A 14,249-nucleotide genomic window follows, 5' to 3' on the forward strand; every position below is an offset into this window, starting at 1 on the left:
AAAAGCTGGTCGAGACGTCATTTCGAAACTGCCAGAAATCACGCCACGGCAGACAGTTAGCTCCATGTCCGCATTCATCATAGCATACATGTAACAAGAAAAGCAAAAATGATATTGGCTTTTATGTCGCTTGAGTGCAAAGTTCAGCGGAGGTCGGAGGAACCTCGGACCATTCAAGGGAGGAAGACAATGTCCATTCGAAGCACTGCGGCCGTAGCCGCGATCCTTGCCGCAACGCTCGGCGCGAGCGCCGTGTCCGCAGCGGATTTCAAGCCGAAGAACCCCGAATGCATCGCACCTTCGGCGCCCGGCGGCGGTTGGGATTTCATCTGCCGGACCACGGCCAAGTTCCTCTTCGAGGAGGGGCTGATCGACGGCACGATTCAGGTCAGCAACATGACCGGCGGGGGTGGCGGTGTTGCCTATGCGCATGTCACCAACGAGCGCAACGAAGACAACAACCTGATCGTCGCGGCGTCCAATGGCGCCACCTCCCGTCTGGCGCAGGGGGCGTTCCCGGGCGCGTCCGCTGATGACGTCGACTGGCTGGCCACCTTCGGCGCCGAATACGGGGCGATCGCTGTCGCGAAGGACTCGAAGTACGAGACCCTGAAGGACCTCATGGACGCCGTGCTCGAAGACCCGCGGCAGGTGGCCTTCGCGGGCGGCTCCGCGGTCGGCGGCTACGATCACATCAAGCCGCTGCTGCTTGGTAAGGCGGCAGGCATCGAAGACGTCCGCCAGATGAAATACGTCGCCTTCTCCGGCGGCGGCGAGGCAATCACTGCGCTGCTTTCGGGATCGGTGACCGCGGTGTCTGGTGACTTCTCCGAGATCCGGGGCTTCGTGGAATCCGGCGACATCCGGATCCTGGCCGTGCTGTCGCCCGAACGGCTGACCAACTTCCAGGACCTGCCGACCGCGCGCGAGCAGGGCTACGACGTGCTCGGGGCGAACTGGCGCGGGCTCTACATGCCCAAGGGCGCCTCGCCCGAGGCAAAGGAATTCTGGACGGGCGCGATCCGCAAGATGGCGGAATCCGAGGAGTTCCAGAAGTTCCTGATCGATGCATCCATCGAGCCGTTCAACAACTTCGGCGAGGACATGGACAAGTTCGTTGCCGAGAACATCGAAGAGATCACCTCGATCTCGCGCGAGATCGGCATCATCCAGTGATCCCGCGAGGGCCGTGCCGTCCTGCGGACGGCCCTCCTTTCCCTCTATTGCGAGAGAAAAGCGAATGAGCGACCGAATTTTCGGCAGCATCGGCCTCGTGCTGGCTGCCTTCTACATCTGGGCCGCGACCATAATCCCCGAGAGCTTCATGGCGGATGCCATCGGCCCCAAGACCTTTCCGATCATCGTCGGAATCGTACTGGCGATCGCGTCGCTCGTCTTCCTGCTGAGCCCGGACGACGATCCGGTCTGGCCGAACTGGGGCAACCTGGCCGAACTGGCCTTCGCCGCAGCGGTCATGCTGCTTTATGCCAAGTTGCTGCCCGAATTCGGCTTCCTGCTCTCGACCGCCGTTGCGACCGCCTACCTGACCTGGCGGCTCGGCAGCGCGCCGCTTTGGTCGCTGGTGACAGGCGTCGCGACCTCGCTCGGCATCTACTTCGTCTTTCATCTCGTGCTCGGCCTCTCGCTGGCCGAGGGCCCGCTCGGCTTCTGAGGGGAGATCATGGAACTTCTTGCATCCCTCGGCGATGGCTTCGCCGTCGCCTTCACTGTCCAGAACCTGTTTCTCGCGCTGGTCGGCTGCTTCCTCGGAACGCTGATGGGCGCACTGCCTGGGCTCGGGCCGGCCAATGGCGTGGCGATCCTCATTCCCATCGCCTTCTCGTTGGGCCTCGGGCCGACACCCTCGCTGATCCTGCTGACCTCGGTCTATTACGGCGCGATGTACGGCGGGCGCATCAGCTCGATCCTGCTCAACATTCCCGGCGACGAGCCGGCGATGATGACCTGCCTCGACGGCTATCCGATGGCCTGCCAGGGCAAGGCGGGCGAAGCGCTGACCCTGTCGGGCATCGCCAGCTTCGTCGGCGCCTTCTTTGCCACATGGGGGCTGGTCCTGTTGGCGCCGCAGCTGGTGAAGATCGCGCTGCTCTTCGGACCGGCGGAGTATTTCGTGCTCTTCACCGTGGCCTTCGCCACGCTCGGCGGCATCTCCTCGCAGAACCAGGCGAAGGCGGCCTTTGCCGCGGCTCTGGGGCTCGGCATCGCGATGATCGGCGTCGACACCCAGACCGGCGTGCAGCGCTTCACCTTCGGAGAGGTCCATCTCTTCGACGGCGTCGACTTCCTGATCGCCATCGTGGGCCTGTTTGCCCTGTCGGAGGTCTTCGTCTTCCTGGAGCACCATCGCGGCGGTGCCGTGGGCTCGTCGGGGGCGATGAAGATCGGAAAACTGCTGCCAGAGGGCCGGGACCTCATGCAGAGCGTGCCGACCATGGCCCGATCCACGGTGATCGGCTTCCTTGCCGGCGTGCTTCCGGGGGCAGGGGCCTCGCTCGGCTCCTTCCTGTGCTACTCGGTCGAGAAGATGATCGTCGACCCCGAAGGCCGGACCTTCGGCAAGGGTGACCCACGCGGCGTCGTGGCGCCGGAGGTCGGCAACAATGCGGCCTCGGGCGGGGCGCTGGTGCCGATGCTGGCGCTCGGCGTGCCGGGCTCGGGCACCACCGCGGTGCTGCTGGCGGTGCTCCTGTCGCTCAACATCACCCCCGGCCCGTTGCTCTTTGCCAAGAATCCCGACGTGGTCTGGGGGCTGATCGCCGCGCTCTTCATCGGGAACTTCATGCTTCTCGCGCTGAACATCCCGCTGGTCGGCCTCTTCACGCGGGTGTTGCTGGTGCCGACGCGCATCCTGATGCCGGTGGTGGCGATGATCTCCTTCGTCGGGATCTACGGCATCTCGGGCTCGACCTTCGATCTGATGCTCATGGTCGGTTTCGGCGCGCTTGGCTGGGTGCTGCGCAAGCTCGACGTGCCGCTGGTGCCGGTCATCCTCGGCATCCTGCTCGGCAACGAGATGGAGGTGAACCTGCGCCGCGCCATGACGATCTCGGACGGAGACTGGTCGGTGCTCGTCGGAAGCCCGCTGGCCATCGGTCTCTGGACCATCGCGATCCTCGGTTTCACCGCCCCGATGATCCTCGGCCGGATGACCGCGCGGCGCGGGCAGGTGACGCGCGAAGAGGCCGAAACCCTCGACGTCGATTAAGACACAAGGCCGCCATCCGTGCCGGTGGCGGCAGACAGACCCGGGCTGGACCCAAACCGCCCGCAACGATCAAGGAGACATCCAATGCGTATCATGACACTCCCCTGCGATGGCATCGGCCCGGAAATCATGGCCGAGACCCTGAAGGTTGTCGAGGCCGCCAACAAACGCTTCGATCTCGGCCTGAGCTTCCACGAGGAGGAATCCGGCTTCGTCTCGCTCGAGAAATACGGCATCACCCTTCGCGAGGAGGTTCTGGACCGTGCCCGCACCGAGTTCGACGGCGTGATCCTCGGCACACAGAGCCACATGGACTACCCGCCGCTGGCGGAAGGCGGGCGCAACGTCTCTGCCGGGTTCCGCATCGGCCTCGACCTCTACGCCAACGTCCGTCCGGCGCGCTCGCGCGCCTTCATTCCGAACAAGGCGCCGGACATGGATCTCGTGATCATGCGCGAGGCGACCGAGGGTTTCTATCCTGACCGCAACATGTTCCGCGGCGTGGGCGAGATGATGCCCGATCCGGACATGGCTCTGTCGGTGCGCAAGATCACCCGGCACAGCTCGATGCGGATCTGCCGCGAGGCCTTCAAGCTGGCAATGCAGCGCAAGAAGAAGGTCGCCGCGATCCACAAGGCCAACTCGTTCCTGATGACGGACGGGCTCTTCCTCGAGTGCTTCCGCGCCGTGGCCAAGGACTTCCCCGAGGTCGAGACCGAAGAGCTGATCGTCGACGCCTTCGCCGCGCTGCTGGTGCGCAAGCCGCAGGCCTATGACGTGGTGGTCGCCACCAACTTCTACGGCGACATCCTGTCGGACCTCGCCTCCGAACTCTCGGGCTCGCTGGGCCTTGCCGGCTCGATCAACGCCAATGCCGAGACCGGCCTTTGCTGCGCCCAGGCCCAGCACGGCTCGGCACCCGACATCCAGGGGCAGAACGTGGCGAACCCGACCTCGCTGATCCTCTCGGCGGCGATGATGCTGACCTGGCTCGGCGAGCAGCGGGGCGTGCAGAAGCTGATGGACGCGGGCGCCGCGATCGCCGAGGCGGTCGACCAGGTGATCGACGATCCGGCCAAGCGCACCCGCGACCTCGGCGGCAGCGTGAACACCGACCAGTTCGGCAGCTTTGTTGTCGAAGCGCTCGAGGCGCAGGCCGTGCCGGCCTGATCTCACGACCCTCCCCGGGCCGGTTCGCCGGCCCGGACACCGGGGCAGCGTTCCTTCTCCCGCGCTGCCCCGCCCTAAACGTCAGGCCCGCCCGTCACCTCAGGAAAGACCATGGCAGAACATCCCCGGATCGTCCTGATCCACGCCACCCGCGTCGCCATCACCCCCATCGAGGCCGCCTTCGCCGAGCTCTGGCCCGAGGCCGAAACGGTCTCGATCCTCGAGGAAGGTCTGGCCCTCGATCTCGCGCAGGGGCGCGCCTCGCGCGGCGCGCTCGATCACCGGATCAACGCGCTGGCTGATTACGCGATGGGTCTTGGCCCGGATGCGCTGCTCTACACCTGCTCGGCCTTCGGAACCGGCATCGAGCGCGCCGCCGCACGGCTGGCGCTGCCGGTCCTGAAGCCGAACGAAGCAATGTTCGATGCGGCCCTAGCTGTCGGCGCGCGCATCACGATGCTTTACACTTTCCCGCCCGCGGCGGAGGGCATGGAAGAAGAATTCCGTACCGCCGCCGGCGCGGCTGGCAAACCCGCGCAGATCACCTCGGTCTTCGTGCCCGACGCGCTCGATCTTCTCAAGTCCGGCGACAAGGCGGCGCATGACGCGCTGATCGCCGAAGCCGCGAAGGGCCTGCCCGCCTGCGACGCGGTGCTTCTCGCGCATTTCTCGATGACCAGCGCCGCCGAAGGCGTGCGCGCAGTGACCTCCGTTCCGGTGCTGACCAGCCCCGAGACAGCGGTCAACGCCCTCCGGCATCGCCTCGCGGTCGGGGCAGCGAGATGAAACAGCGCATCGCGATGGTGGCCCACGACAGCCAGAAACCCGCGATGGTGGACTGGGCCAGGGCTCATCGCGACGTGCTGAGCGCCCACACGCTGTATGGCACCGCGTCCACCGGGGGCCGTGTCGCCGAGGGTGCCGGGCTTGACGTGACGCTGCTCAAGAGCGGCCCGCTGGGCGGCGATCAGCAGCTCGGCGCGATGATCGCCGAGGGCCGGCTGGATATCCTGATCTTCTTCACCGATCCGCTGTCGGTGATGCCGCATGACGTCGACGTGAAGGCGCTGCTGCGCATCTCGACGCTGAACCAGACGATCATGGCCTGCAACCGGGCCACCGCCGATTGCGTGATCCGTTCGGAACTCATGTCCACGACATGTCCCGCGGCCGCCAAGCCGAGCCGGACCGTGACCCCGATCGCGCCAAGCTCGACCAGGCTCCTGCTCCTCGCGGGCGACTTTGTTGAGGATTGCGAGGTCATGGTGCCCTTTCAGGCGTTGCAGGCGCTGGGATTCACCGTGCATGCGGTCTGTCCGGACAAGCGCCGCGGCGAGAAGATCCGGACCGCGATCCACGACGTCGAGGGCGATCAGGCCTATGTCGAGCGGCCCGGACATGCGTTCAAGCTGACCCATGATTTCGACAGCGTCGACGCTGCCAGCTACGCCGGGCTGATCCTGCCGGGCGGACGGTCGCCGGAATACCTGCGCACCAATCCTCGGGTGATCGGGATCGTCGAGCATTTCATCCGGGCAGACAAGCCGATCGCGGCCATCTGCCATGGTCCGCAACTGCTGGCGGCGGTTGAGCCGGGGCTCCTGCACGGCCGGCGGCTCGCGGCCTATCCGGCCTGCGCCCCCGAGGTTCGGCTCGCGGGGGCAGACTATGTGGAGCTTGGGCTTGCCGAGGCGGTCACCGATGGCGCGATCGTCACCGCCCGCGCCTGGCCCGCACATCCCGCGTGGATCGCGCAATTCCTTGCCGTGCTCGGCACGCAGGTCGTCCACGCGCAGAACGTTCAGACTACGGAAGGACAGGCAGCATGCTGATCGGCGTCATCGCGGATGATTTCACCGGCGGGAGCGACATCGCCAACACGTTGGCCAAGGGCGTGGCACCGGAAGGCGGGCTGCGCACCGCGCAATATCCCGGAGTGCCCAAGTCCCCCGCGGATCCGGAGGTCGAGGCCGGGGTGATCTCGCTCAAGAGCAGGTCGGCGTCCGTCGAAGACGCCGTGGCCGAGAGCCTCGCCGCGCTTGACTGGTTGCGGGCGCAGGGCTGCACGCAGATCATCTTCAAGTATTGCTCGACTTTTGACTCCACCGACGAGGGCAACATCGGCCCGGTGGCCGACGCGCTCACCGAGGCGCTTGGCACACAAGCCGTTGCGGTCTGCCCGGCGTTCCCCACGGCGGGGCGCACCGTCTACCAGGGGCATCTCTTCGTCTTCGACCGGTTGCTCAGCGAAAGCGGCATGCAGAACCACCCGCTAACGCCGATGATCGACCCCGACCTGCGCCGCGTGCTGTCGCGGCAAACGGGCGCCGGGATCGGATTGGTGCCCTGGGCCGCGGTCGCCGCCGGGGCAGGGCGCGTGCGCGAGGCACTCGCCGGGATCGCGGCAGCGGGCCAGCGCTACGCGGTGCTCGACGCGATCGCCGGTGCCGACCTGCTGACGCTGGGCGAGGCGCTCGCCGATGCCCCGCTGATCACCGGCGGCTCGGGCATCGCGCTTGGCCTGCCGCGCAACGTCATCCGGGCGGGCAAGGCCACCGGCGGCGCGGGCGAGTTTGCCCCGTCCGGCGGTCCGGGGGCGATCCTCGCCGGCTCCTGCTCGGGGGCCACGCGCGGGCAGGTGGCGCGCCATGCCGAGGCGCACCCGGCGCTGGCGATCGACGTCGAGCGGGTGATGAGCGGCGAGGTCACCGCCGACACGCTTCTCGACTTCATCGCATCCCACGCCGGAACCGCGCCGCTGGTCTACTCGTCGGGCGAGCCGGCGCAGGTGCGCGCGATGCAGGAGCGCTTCGGCGCAACCGCCGTATCCGCCCGGCTCGACGAGCTCTTCGCCGAGACCGCCCGCCGCCTCGTCGTGGGCGGCATGCGCCGCATCGTGGTGGCCGGGGGCGAGACCTCGGGCGCGGTGGCGCAGGCGGTGACCGGCGCGCTCGGGATCGGCGCGATGCGCATCGGGCCCGAGATCGACCCCGGCGTGCCGATCCTCAGCCTCGGCGACGCGCCGGTGCTGCTGGCGCTGAAATCCGGCAATTTCGGCGCGCCCGACTTCTTTGAAAAGGCCCTGCGCATGATGGAGGCCGCGGCATGAGCCCCGAGGAACTCAAGGCCCGCGAGGAAATGGTGCGCCTCTGCCGCTCGCTCTTCGAGCGCGGCTTCTCGGTCGGGACGGCGGGTAACGTCTCGGTCCGCCTGCCGGACGGCATGCTGATGACCCCGACCAACGTGCGGCTCGGGGATCTCGAGGCCGAGCGCATCGCCAAGATCGGCCTGGACGGGCAGCACCTGGCCGGCGACCGCCCGACCAAGGAGGTCTTCCTGCACCAGGCCTTCTACGAGACCCGCCCCGAGGCCGGCGCGGTGGTGCACCTGCATTCGACCTGGGCCACGGCGCTCTCCTGCCTCGAGGAGACCGACCCCGAGGACTGCATCCCGCCGATCACGCCCTATGTGGTCATGCGGGTCGGCACCGTGAAAATGGTGCCCTACGTCAAGCCCGGCGATGCCAAGGCCGGCGATCTCATCCGTGCGCTGAACGGGACCTGCGCGGCCGTGCTCCTGGCCAACCATGGCCCGGTGGTCAGTGGCAAGACGCTGTTCTCGGCGGTCGCGGCGGCCGAAGAGCTCGAGGAGACCGCCAGGCTGCTCGTCGCGCCGCGAGGTCAGAGGGTGCGGCGGCTGTCCGGCGCCGAGGTGCAGGACCTCAAAGACCGCTTCGGTACGATATGACCCGGTTTGACCTCGGTGAAGCCCTGAGCGCGCTGGCAACTCTGGCGGTCGCGCTTGCCGCCGGCTGGGTTCTGTCGCTCACCGGGCTGCCGCTGAGCTGGCTTCTTGGCGCGATGCTGACGATGATCGTCGCGTCGCCGGCCAAGCTTCCCGCCGTCCTGCCGCTGCCGGTCATGCCTTGGGTCCGCGCGGCGGTGGGGACCATGCTCGGCGCGTCGATCTCGGCGGGGCTCTGGCACCAGCTGGGCCAGTGGTGGGTCTCGCTGGTCATCATGTTCGGGGTCATGGCGCTTGGCGGGGTGATCAACTTCACGCTGCTGCGGCGGTTGTTCCACCTGCCGCGGATGGATGCCGCGCTCTGCGCCATGCCCGGCGGCATCGCCGAGATGATCCTGCTCGGCGAGCAGGCCGGGGCCGACCAGCGCCGCGTCGCGATCACCCACGCGCTGCGCATCGCGCTGTCGATCCTGATCATCCCGCTGTTGGCGAGCCTTGTCTTCGGCATCACCGTCAGCAAGGCGAGCGCGGGTGCGCCGGTGCAGATGACACAGCATGACTGGCTCTGGTTCCTTGGCTGCATCGTCATCGGCGTGGCGGCGGGGCGCTGGACGCGGATCCCGCTGGGCCTGATGCTGGTGCCGCTGGTGATCAGCGCCGTCCTTCATGTCAGCGGCACCTCGGGATTCCACGTGCCGCCCGCGGTCTCGGTGATCGTCCAGGTTATGATCGGCCTCAACGTCGGTGCGCGGTTTCTCGGGACATCGTTGCGGGCGGTGGCCAGGGTCGCGGCGGCCTCGGTTGCGGTGGTCGCTGTGCAGATCGCGCTGGCGCTCGGCTCGGCGGTCCTGCTGAGCACGTTTGGCGGCTGGGACGCGCTGGCGCTGACGCTCGCCTACTCGCCCGGGGGGCTGGCAGAGATGTCGCTGATTGCGATCGCCATGGGCCGCGAGGTCGCCTTCGTCACCTTCCACCACATCCTGCGCGTGCTCTTCTCGCTCTTCCTCGCGCCGCCGCTCCTGAAACGACTTGCATAGGTGGCGTATGACCAAACACGCAAAACTCAGGCTTCACGCCATCTGTGACCGTCTGGGGCAGACCAGATTGACCTGTCTGGCAGCGCCAGGCAGGAAAGCGATCTTATCGGCGCTCAAGCGCTGACCAGCAGCCTTCCCAACGTCGAATGGCTGCTCTGGCATCGCGGCTACGACGCTAATTGGTTTTGGGAAGCGTTTCAGGACAAAGGGATACGCGCGTGCATGCCCGGTCGAAAGCAGCGCAGGACCCCCGTCAAATACGACAAGCGCCGATACGAGCGACGCAACCGCATCAAGATCATGTTCTGTGGCGAGCCGCGACGTCAGATGTCCCAAGGTCTTCCTCTCGGCCATCGCCCTCGCGGCAACCCTCATCTTCTGGCGATGCATCCTGACCCTATGAGGGCTGGCTCCCTCGGCGTCACCGAAGCCTGCGGCTCTGTCGGGCGGAGCGCAGGAGGGCGGGTCTTGCCCTCCTGCGCGGGCGTTACTCGGTACCGGTCAGCTCGCGTATCTCGACCGCGCGGCGCTCGGTGATCGAGCGTTGCGCGGCGAGACCCATCAGCACCGCCCACTTCCCATCGGCAAGCGAGACATCGGGCGTGCTGCGCGCGCCGCGCACCAGCTCGAGGAAGCCGCGGTGCTGGTAGAAGGTCGAGCCGTTGTGGTCGCCGGCCTCGAGGATGGTGGGATCGACCGGGATCTCTCGCACCTCGGGGCCCTTCGGCTCGCGCGGCGAGACGATGACCTGCGGCACCGGCGGCGCGCCCAGATGCGCCGGCCAGAAGCGGCCCGGCCCCGGCACCAGCGCCTCGATCTTGCCCTTGGGGCCGACCGCCGAGATCTCTTCCTGGTAGCGCGAGCCCTCGGCGAACATGCACAGCTCGAGCATGGCGCGCACGCCGCTCTCGAACTCGACGATGACATAGCCGTGGTCGAAGATATCGGGCGTCTCGCCGGCGTAGGTCTCGTCGAGGTGGTTCGCCGCCTGACCGCCCATCGCCATCACCCGCACCGGGTCGGACTTCAGCGCCAGCCGCATGAGGTCGAAGAAATGGCAGCACTTCTCGACGAAGGTGCCGCCGGTGAAACGGTTGAAGCGGTTCCAGTCTCCGACCTTCTCGAGGAAGGGGAAGCGGTGCTCGCGGATGGTCAGCATCTTCACGCCGCCGGTGGCCGCCTCGGCCTCTTCCAGCAGCTTCGCGACGGGCGGCATGTAGCGGTATTCCATCGCCACCCAGACCGGCGCGGGGTAGCTCGCGGCAAAGGCGTCGATGGCGGCGGCATGCGCGGGGTCGGTGAAGAGCGGCTTTTCCACCAGCACGGGCAGGGGGCGCTTGCCGGCGATGGCCTGCAACTGCTCGACGTGGCGGAAGTTCGGGCTGGCGATCAGCAGGCAGTCGACCTCGGGCACGTCCAGCAGCGCCTCGATGCTGTCGACGAAGCGCGCCTCCGGGGCGAACTGCCGCGCATGGGCGCGCATCTCGGCATCGGGCTCGAAGATCGCGCCGATCGCGGTGTTCTCGAGCAGCGCGATATTGCGCAGGTGCTCCTGTCCCATCATGCCGCAACCGATGATGCCGTAGGTGATGGTCCGGGTCTCGCTGCGCGCGAGGGTCTGGGTCGTCATTGGGGATTCCTCCTCCCTTCAGATGAGGCGCTGGACGTAGAGCGCCTTTTGCGTGTCGTACCAGGTGCGCGAGAACTCGACCGCCTCGGCGCCCTGCGCCCAGGAGAGGCGCTCGATGTAGGCAGTGGTGGTGCCGGGGGCGAGCGGGAAGGCTTCCGGGGCCCAGTCGGGCACCTTGCCGATTCCCACTCGGTCCTCGGCGCGGGTGATCCAGAGCTTCAGCGCGCGCTTGTAGGTGAGGTAGAGCGAGTCCTGCACCATCTCGCGCGGGACCTGGCCCGCGCCGCCATCTAGCCAGATCTCCTCGACCGCGATGACCACGTCGTCGAGGTAGCGCAGGCGGCGGAACCGGGTGCCGTGGTCGGATGTGCCATAGGCGGGCTGGTGCGAATCCTTGGGCAGGTAGTCGGCCGAGAGGATGTCGGCGGTGGGCAGGCCGCCACCGCCCTCGGCGTGCTCGAGCCGGAACATCGAGTAGACCGAATCGACCTCGCCGCCGGCGCGGACGTAGTTGCCCGAGCCCTGACGGCGCTCGAGCAGGCCCTTTTTCTCGAGCTCCGACAGCGCCTTGCGCAGGGTGCGGACGGTCGTGCCATGGGCCTTCGCGAAGTCGCGCTCGGGCGGCAGCTTCTGCCCGTCGACGAGCCGGCCGGCAGCGATGTCGCGGATCACCAGCTCGCTGATCTGCATGTAGATCGGCAGCGCGTCGGGCCGGTGGGCGGAATTCCTGTTTTTTTCCTGCATGTTTCCGCCTCCCCCTGCGGATGCTGCGAACGAAAAAATTGATACACCATTGATCTACATCAAAGACGGGGGTAGTCAAAGGGAAAGTTCGGAGGTTTTCAGGGAGGAAACCATGACGGTCGTACCCGTTACATCCGCCGATCTCGACGCGGTCGAGGTGGCCTGGTTCTCGGCGCTCTGCTCGGATGACTACCAGTTCCTCGGTGTGCCGGACGGCGATCTGCGCTCGTCCTGGGACCACTGCTCGGAGATCGTGAAGACCGCCGAGGCGCAGGGCTTCGGCAACATCCTGTGCCCCTCGTCCTACCAGGTCGGGCAGGACACGCTGAGCTTCGTCGCGGGCTGCGCACCGATCACCCGCGCGATCAACCTGCTGGCCGCCGTGCGCTGCGGCGAGATGCAGCCGATCATGCTGGCGCGCACCATCGCGACGCTCGACCACATGCTGCAGGGGCGGCTGACGGTGAACATCATCTCGTCGGACTTCCCGGGCGAGAAGGCCGACAGCCAGTTCCGCTACCAGCGCTCGCGCGAGGTGGTCGAGATCCTCAAGCAGGCCTGGAACCGCGACGAGATCAACTACGAGGGCGAGGTCTACAACTTCACCGGCCTCACCACCGATCCCGCCAAGCCCTACCAGAAGGGCGGGCCGATGCTCTATTTCGGCGGCTACTCGCCCGATGCGCTGGATCTCTGCGGCCAGCACTGCGACGTCTACCTGATGTGGCCGGAAAAGACCGAGGACATTGCCGGGCGGATGATGGCGGCCAACGCCGCCGCCGAGCGCCACGGGCGCACGCTCGACTACGGCTTCCGCAGCCACGTGATCGTCCGCGACACCGAGGCCGAGGCCAAGGAGTATGCCCGCTTCATCGCCAGCAAGCTCGACGACGAGCTGGGGCAGGCGATCCGCGAGCGGGCGCTCGACGCGGGCAGCCTCGGCGTCAGCCATCAGGCGCGCAACCGTGAGCTGGCGGACCTCGAGGGCTACATCGAGCCCAACCTCTGGACCGGCATCGGCCGGGCGCGCTCGGGCTGCGGCGCGGCGATCGTCGGCTCGACCGACCAGGTGCTGAGCAAGCTCGAAGAGCTGAAGAACATGGGCATCCGCGCCTTCGTGCTCTCGGGCTACCCGCATATCGAGGAGGCCGAGCATTTCGGCTCGCGCGTGCTGCCGCAGCTGAAGACCTGCCAGCTCAACCAGGCCTGGGGCCGCGTTCCGCAAACCCTTCCGCAGACGCCGCTCGGCGCAGGAGACCGCCGCTGATGGATACCGCAAGCGATTTCAACCACGACCGCGTGGCGATTGCCGAGGGGCTGACCTTCTCGCGGCTGGTCTACGGCATGTGGCGGATCGGCGATGACAGCGATACCACGGCGGGCCACGTGCGTGCCAAGATCGACGCCTGCCTCGCGCAGGGGATCACCACGCTCGATCAGGCCGACATCTATGGCGAGTACACCGCCGAGGCGATCCTCGGGCAGGCGTTCAAGGCCGACCCGGCGCTGCGCCGGAAGGTCGAGCTGGTCACCAAGTGCGACATCGTCGCGCCCTGCGGCAAATACGCGGACGTCGCCTGCAAGCACTACGACACGTCGAAGGCGCACATCGAGGCCTCGGTCGAAAGCTCGCTGCGCGCGCTCGGCACCGATTACATCGACCTGCTGCTGATCCACCGTCCCGATCCGCTGATGGACCACGAGGAGACCGGCGCGGCGCTCGACGGGCTGGTCAAGGCGGGCAAGATCCGCGCCGCCGGGGTGTCGAACTTCCGGCCCTGGGACTTTGACCTCCTGCAAAGCGCGATGGAGACGAGGCTCGCCACCAACCAGATCGAGATCTCGCTGGCCCGGATCGAGCCCTTCACCGATGGCGATCTGGCGTTCCACCAGCGCCGCAAGGATCCGGTGATGGCCTGGTCGCCGCTCGGCGGCGGCAGCCTGATGACGGGCGAGAGCGCGCTGACCCGGCGCATGGATGCGATGGCCGCCGAGTTCGGTGTCGACCGCGCCGCGATTGCCGTCGCCTTCCTTCTGCGCCACCCGGCGCGCATCCTGCCGGTTCTGGGCACCAATTCGCTCGAGCGCATCGCGAAAATCTCGGACGCCCGCAAGGTCGCGCTGAGCCGCGTGCAATGGTTCCAGCTCTACGAGGCGGCGCTCGGCCGCGAGGTGGCGTGATGCAGATGGCGCAGCCCCAAAGCTTCGTGCCCGACCCGGCCAACGGGCGGGCGCTGCGCGACGCCTTCGGGCTCTTCGCCACGGGGGTGACCATCGTCACCGCCTGCGGCCCCGAGGGCTGCGCCGCGATCACCGCCAACAGCTTCGCGTCGGTGTCGATGGATCCGCCGCTGGTGCTCTGGTCGCCGGCGCGCAGCTCCAGCCGCTTCGCGATTTTTGCCGGGGCCGAGCATTACGCGATCCACGTGCTTTCCGCCGACCAGCAGGAGCTGGCCTGGGCGGTCGCGAAGGACGGCGCGGCGCTGCTCGGCACCGCGCTCGGGCGCAACGCCAATGGCGTGCCGATCCTCGAGCAATGCCTCGCGCGGTTCGACTGCCGCCGCCACGCGGTGCACGAGGCCGGGGATCACGCCATCGTCGTCGGCGAGGTGCTGCATGCCACCATGCAACAGGGTGATCCGCTGGCCTTCTTCGGCGGGCGGGTCGCAAGGGTCGAGGTCAACTGACGGCGCGCCGC

14 protein-coding genes and 1 pseudogene are annotated in these 14,249 nt (G+C 67.4%); 13 read left to right on the top strand and 2 right to left on the bottom strand.

The window, feature by feature from the left end:
- The first annotated feature begins 189 nt into the window (after positions 1-189).
- From PVT71_RS20290 to PVT71_RS20335, 10 genes and pseudogenes are all read left to right on the top strand, one after another.
- The gene (locus PVT71_RS20290; RefSeq protein WP_353474269.1) at positions 190-1,176 is read left to right on the top strand and encodes a tripartite tricarboxylate transporter substrate-binding protein; all 987 of its coding nucleotides are present in this window, start codon (positions 190-192) and stop codon (positions 1,174-1,176) included.
- A gap of 64 nt (positions 1,177-1,240) precedes the next feature.
- Complete coding sequence (locus PVT71_RS20295) at positions 1,241-1,672, top strand: tripartite tricarboxylate transporter TctB family protein (RefSeq protein WP_353474270.1); 432 nt, start codon at positions 1,241-1,243, stop codon at positions 1,670-1,672.
- Positions 1,673-1,681: 9 nt separating this feature from the next.
- A complete protein-coding gene (locus PVT71_RS20300; RefSeq protein WP_353474272.1) occupies positions 1,682-3,226 on the top strand; it encodes a tripartite tricarboxylate transporter permease in 1,545 nt (514 codons plus the stop codon).
- An 84-nt stretch (positions 3,227-3,310) separates the two neighbouring features.
- Positions 3,311-4,396 carry an isocitrate/isopropylmalate dehydrogenase family protein gene (locus PVT71_RS20305; protein WP_353474273.1) on the top strand — a complete coding sequence of 362 codons (1,086 nt, stop codon included), beginning with the start codon at positions 3,311-3,313 and terminating at the stop codon, positions 4,394-4,396.
- Between the two features lie 111 nt (positions 4,397-4,507).
- Positions 4,508-5,182 carry an aspartate/glutamate racemase family protein gene (locus tag PVT71_RS20310; protein WP_353474274.1) on the top strand — a complete coding sequence of 225 codons (675 nt, stop codon included), beginning with the start codon at positions 4,508-4,510 and terminating at the stop codon, positions 5,180-5,182.
- The gene (locus tag PVT71_RS20315; RefSeq protein WP_353474275.1) at positions 5,179-6,228 is read left to right on the top strand and encodes a methylglyoxal synthase; all 1,050 of its coding nucleotides are present in this window, start codon (positions 5,179-5,181) and stop codon (positions 6,226-6,228) included. The genes PVT71_RS20310 and PVT71_RS20315 overlap by 4 nt, the downstream gene beginning before the upstream one ends.
- On the top strand, positions 6,222-7,505 hold the full coding sequence (gene otnK / locus PVT71_RS20320; RefSeq protein WP_353474276.1) for a 3-oxo-tetronate kinase: 1,284 nt from the start codon (positions 6,222-6,224) through the stop codon (positions 7,503-7,505). The genes PVT71_RS20315 and otnK overlap by 7 nt, the downstream gene beginning before the upstream one ends.
- Positions 7,502-8,143, top strand: coding sequence for a 3-oxo-tetronate 4-phosphate decarboxylase (gene otnC / locus PVT71_RS20325; protein WP_353474277.1), 642 nt, complete (start codon positions 7,502-7,504; stop codon positions 8,141-8,143). The genes otnK and otnC overlap by 4 nt, the downstream gene beginning before the upstream one ends.
- The gene (locus PVT71_RS20330; protein WP_353474279.1) at positions 8,140-9,177 is read left to right on the top strand and encodes an AbrB family transcriptional regulator; all 1,038 of its coding nucleotides are present in this window, start codon (positions 8,140-8,142) and stop codon (positions 9,175-9,177) included. Before otnC ends, PVT71_RS20330 begins: the two co-directional genes overlap by 4 nt.
- A gap of 28 nt (positions 9,178-9,205) precedes the next feature.
- Positions 9,206-9,580: pseudogene (locus tag PVT71_RS20335) on the top strand (IS5/IS1182 family transposase); the annotation flags it as partial.
- A gap of 84 nt (positions 9,581-9,664) precedes the next feature.
- Here PVT71_RS20335 and PVT71_RS20340 read toward each other — a convergent pair.
- Together PVT71_RS20340 and PVT71_RS20345 are read right to left on the bottom strand one after the other, a co-directional pair.
- Positions 9,665-10,807 carry a Gfo/Idh/MocA family oxidoreductase gene (locus PVT71_RS20340; RefSeq protein WP_353474282.1) on the bottom strand — a complete coding sequence of 381 codons (1,143 nt, stop codon included), beginning with the start codon at positions 10,805-10,807 and terminating at the stop codon, positions 9,665-9,667.
- 18 nt (positions 10,808-10,825) lie between these two features.
- Positions 10,826-11,551 carry a GntR family transcriptional regulator gene (locus tag PVT71_RS20345; protein ID WP_353474283.1) on the bottom strand — a complete coding sequence of 242 codons (726 nt, stop codon included), beginning with the start codon at positions 11,549-11,551 and terminating at the stop codon, positions 10,826-10,828.
- A 112-nt stretch (positions 11,552-11,663) separates the two neighbouring features.
- On the opposite strand from PVT71_RS20345, the gene PVT71_RS20350 reads away from it, so the two are divergent.
- The 3 genes from PVT71_RS20350 to PVT71_RS20360 are packed head-to-tail and all read left to right on the top strand — an operon-like array spanning position 11,664 to position 14,238.
- Positions 11,664-12,818, top strand: a complete 1,155-nt coding sequence (locus PVT71_RS20350) for an LLM class flavin-dependent oxidoreductase (RefSeq protein ID WP_353474284.1) — start codon at positions 11,664-11,666, stop codon at positions 12,816-12,818.
- Positions 12,818-13,732: an aldo/keto reductase gene (locus PVT71_RS20355; RefSeq protein ID WP_353474285.1), complete on the top strand. Its 915-nt coding sequence runs from the start codon at positions 12,818-12,820 to the stop codon at positions 13,730-13,732. The genes PVT71_RS20350 and PVT71_RS20355 overlap by 1 nt, the downstream gene beginning before the upstream one ends.
- Positions 13,733-13,737: 5 nt before the next feature.
- The gene (locus PVT71_RS20360; RefSeq protein ID WP_353474286.1) at positions 13,738-14,238 is read left to right on the top strand and encodes a flavin reductase family protein; all 501 of its coding nucleotides are present in this window, start codon (positions 13,738-13,740) and stop codon (positions 14,236-14,238) included.
- The last annotated feature ends 11 nt before the right edge of the window (positions 14,239-14,249 follow it).

The organism is Salipiger sp. H15, assembly GCF_040409955.1.
GTDB lineage: Bacteria > Pseudomonadota > Alphaproteobacteria > Rhodobacterales > Rhodobacteraceae > Salipiger.

Excerpts from the sequence above, each read along its gene's own strand:
- PVT71_RS20340 (WP_353474282.1), bottom strand. The coding sequence starts at position 10,807 with ATGACGACCCAGACCCTCGCGCGCAGCGAGACCCGGACCATCACCTAC.
- PVT71_RS20345 (WP_353474283.1), bottom strand. The coding sequence starts at position 11,551 with ATGCAGGAAAAAAACAGGAATTCCGCCCACCGGCCCGACGCGCTGCCG.
- PVT71_RS20295 (WP_353474270.1), top strand. The coding sequence starts at position 1,241 with ATGAGCGACCGAATTTTCGGCAGCATCGGCCTCGTGCTGGCTGCCTTC.
- PVT71_RS20355 (WP_353474285.1), top strand. The coding sequence starts at position 12,818 with ATGGATACCGCAAGCGATTTCAACCACGACCGCGTGGCGATTGCCGAG.
- PVT71_RS20360 (WP_353474286.1), top strand. The coding sequence starts at position 13,738 with ATGGCGCAGCCCCAAAGCTTCGTGCCCGACCCGGCCAACGGGCGGGCG.
- PVT71_RS20315 (WP_353474275.1), top strand. The coding sequence starts at position 5,179 with ATGAAACAGCGCATCGCGATGGTGGCCCACGACAGCCAGAAACCCGCG.
- PVT71_RS20330 (WP_353474279.1), top strand. The coding sequence starts at position 8,140 with ATGACCCGGTTTGACCTCGGTGAAGCCCTGAGCGCGCTGGCAACTCTG.
- PVT71_RS20300 (WP_353474272.1), top strand. The coding sequence starts at position 1,682 with ATGGAACTTCTTGCATCCCTCGGCGATGGCTTCGCCGTCGCCTTCACT.
- otnC (WP_353474277.1), top strand. The coding sequence starts at position 7,502 with ATGAGCCCCGAGGAACTCAAGGCCCGCGAGGAAATGGTGCGCCTCTGC.
- PVT71_RS20310 (WP_353474274.1), top strand. The coding sequence starts at position 4,508 with ATGGCAGAACATCCCCGGATCGTCCTGATCCACGCCACCCGCGTCGCC.
- PVT71_RS20290 (WP_353474269.1), top strand. The coding sequence starts at position 190 with ATGTCCATTCGAAGCACTGCGGCCGTAGCCGCGATCCTTGCCGCAACG.
- PVT71_RS20305 (WP_353474273.1), top strand. The coding sequence starts at position 3,311 with ATGCGTATCATGACACTCCCCTGCGATGGCATCGGCCCGGAAATCATG.
- otnK (WP_353474276.1), top strand. The coding sequence starts at position 6,222 with ATGCTGATCGGCGTCATCGCGGATGATTTCACCGGCGGGAGCGACATC.
- PVT71_RS20350 (WP_353474284.1), top strand. The coding sequence starts at position 11,664 with ATGACGGTCGTACCCGTTACATCCGCCGATCTCGACGCGGTCGAGGTG.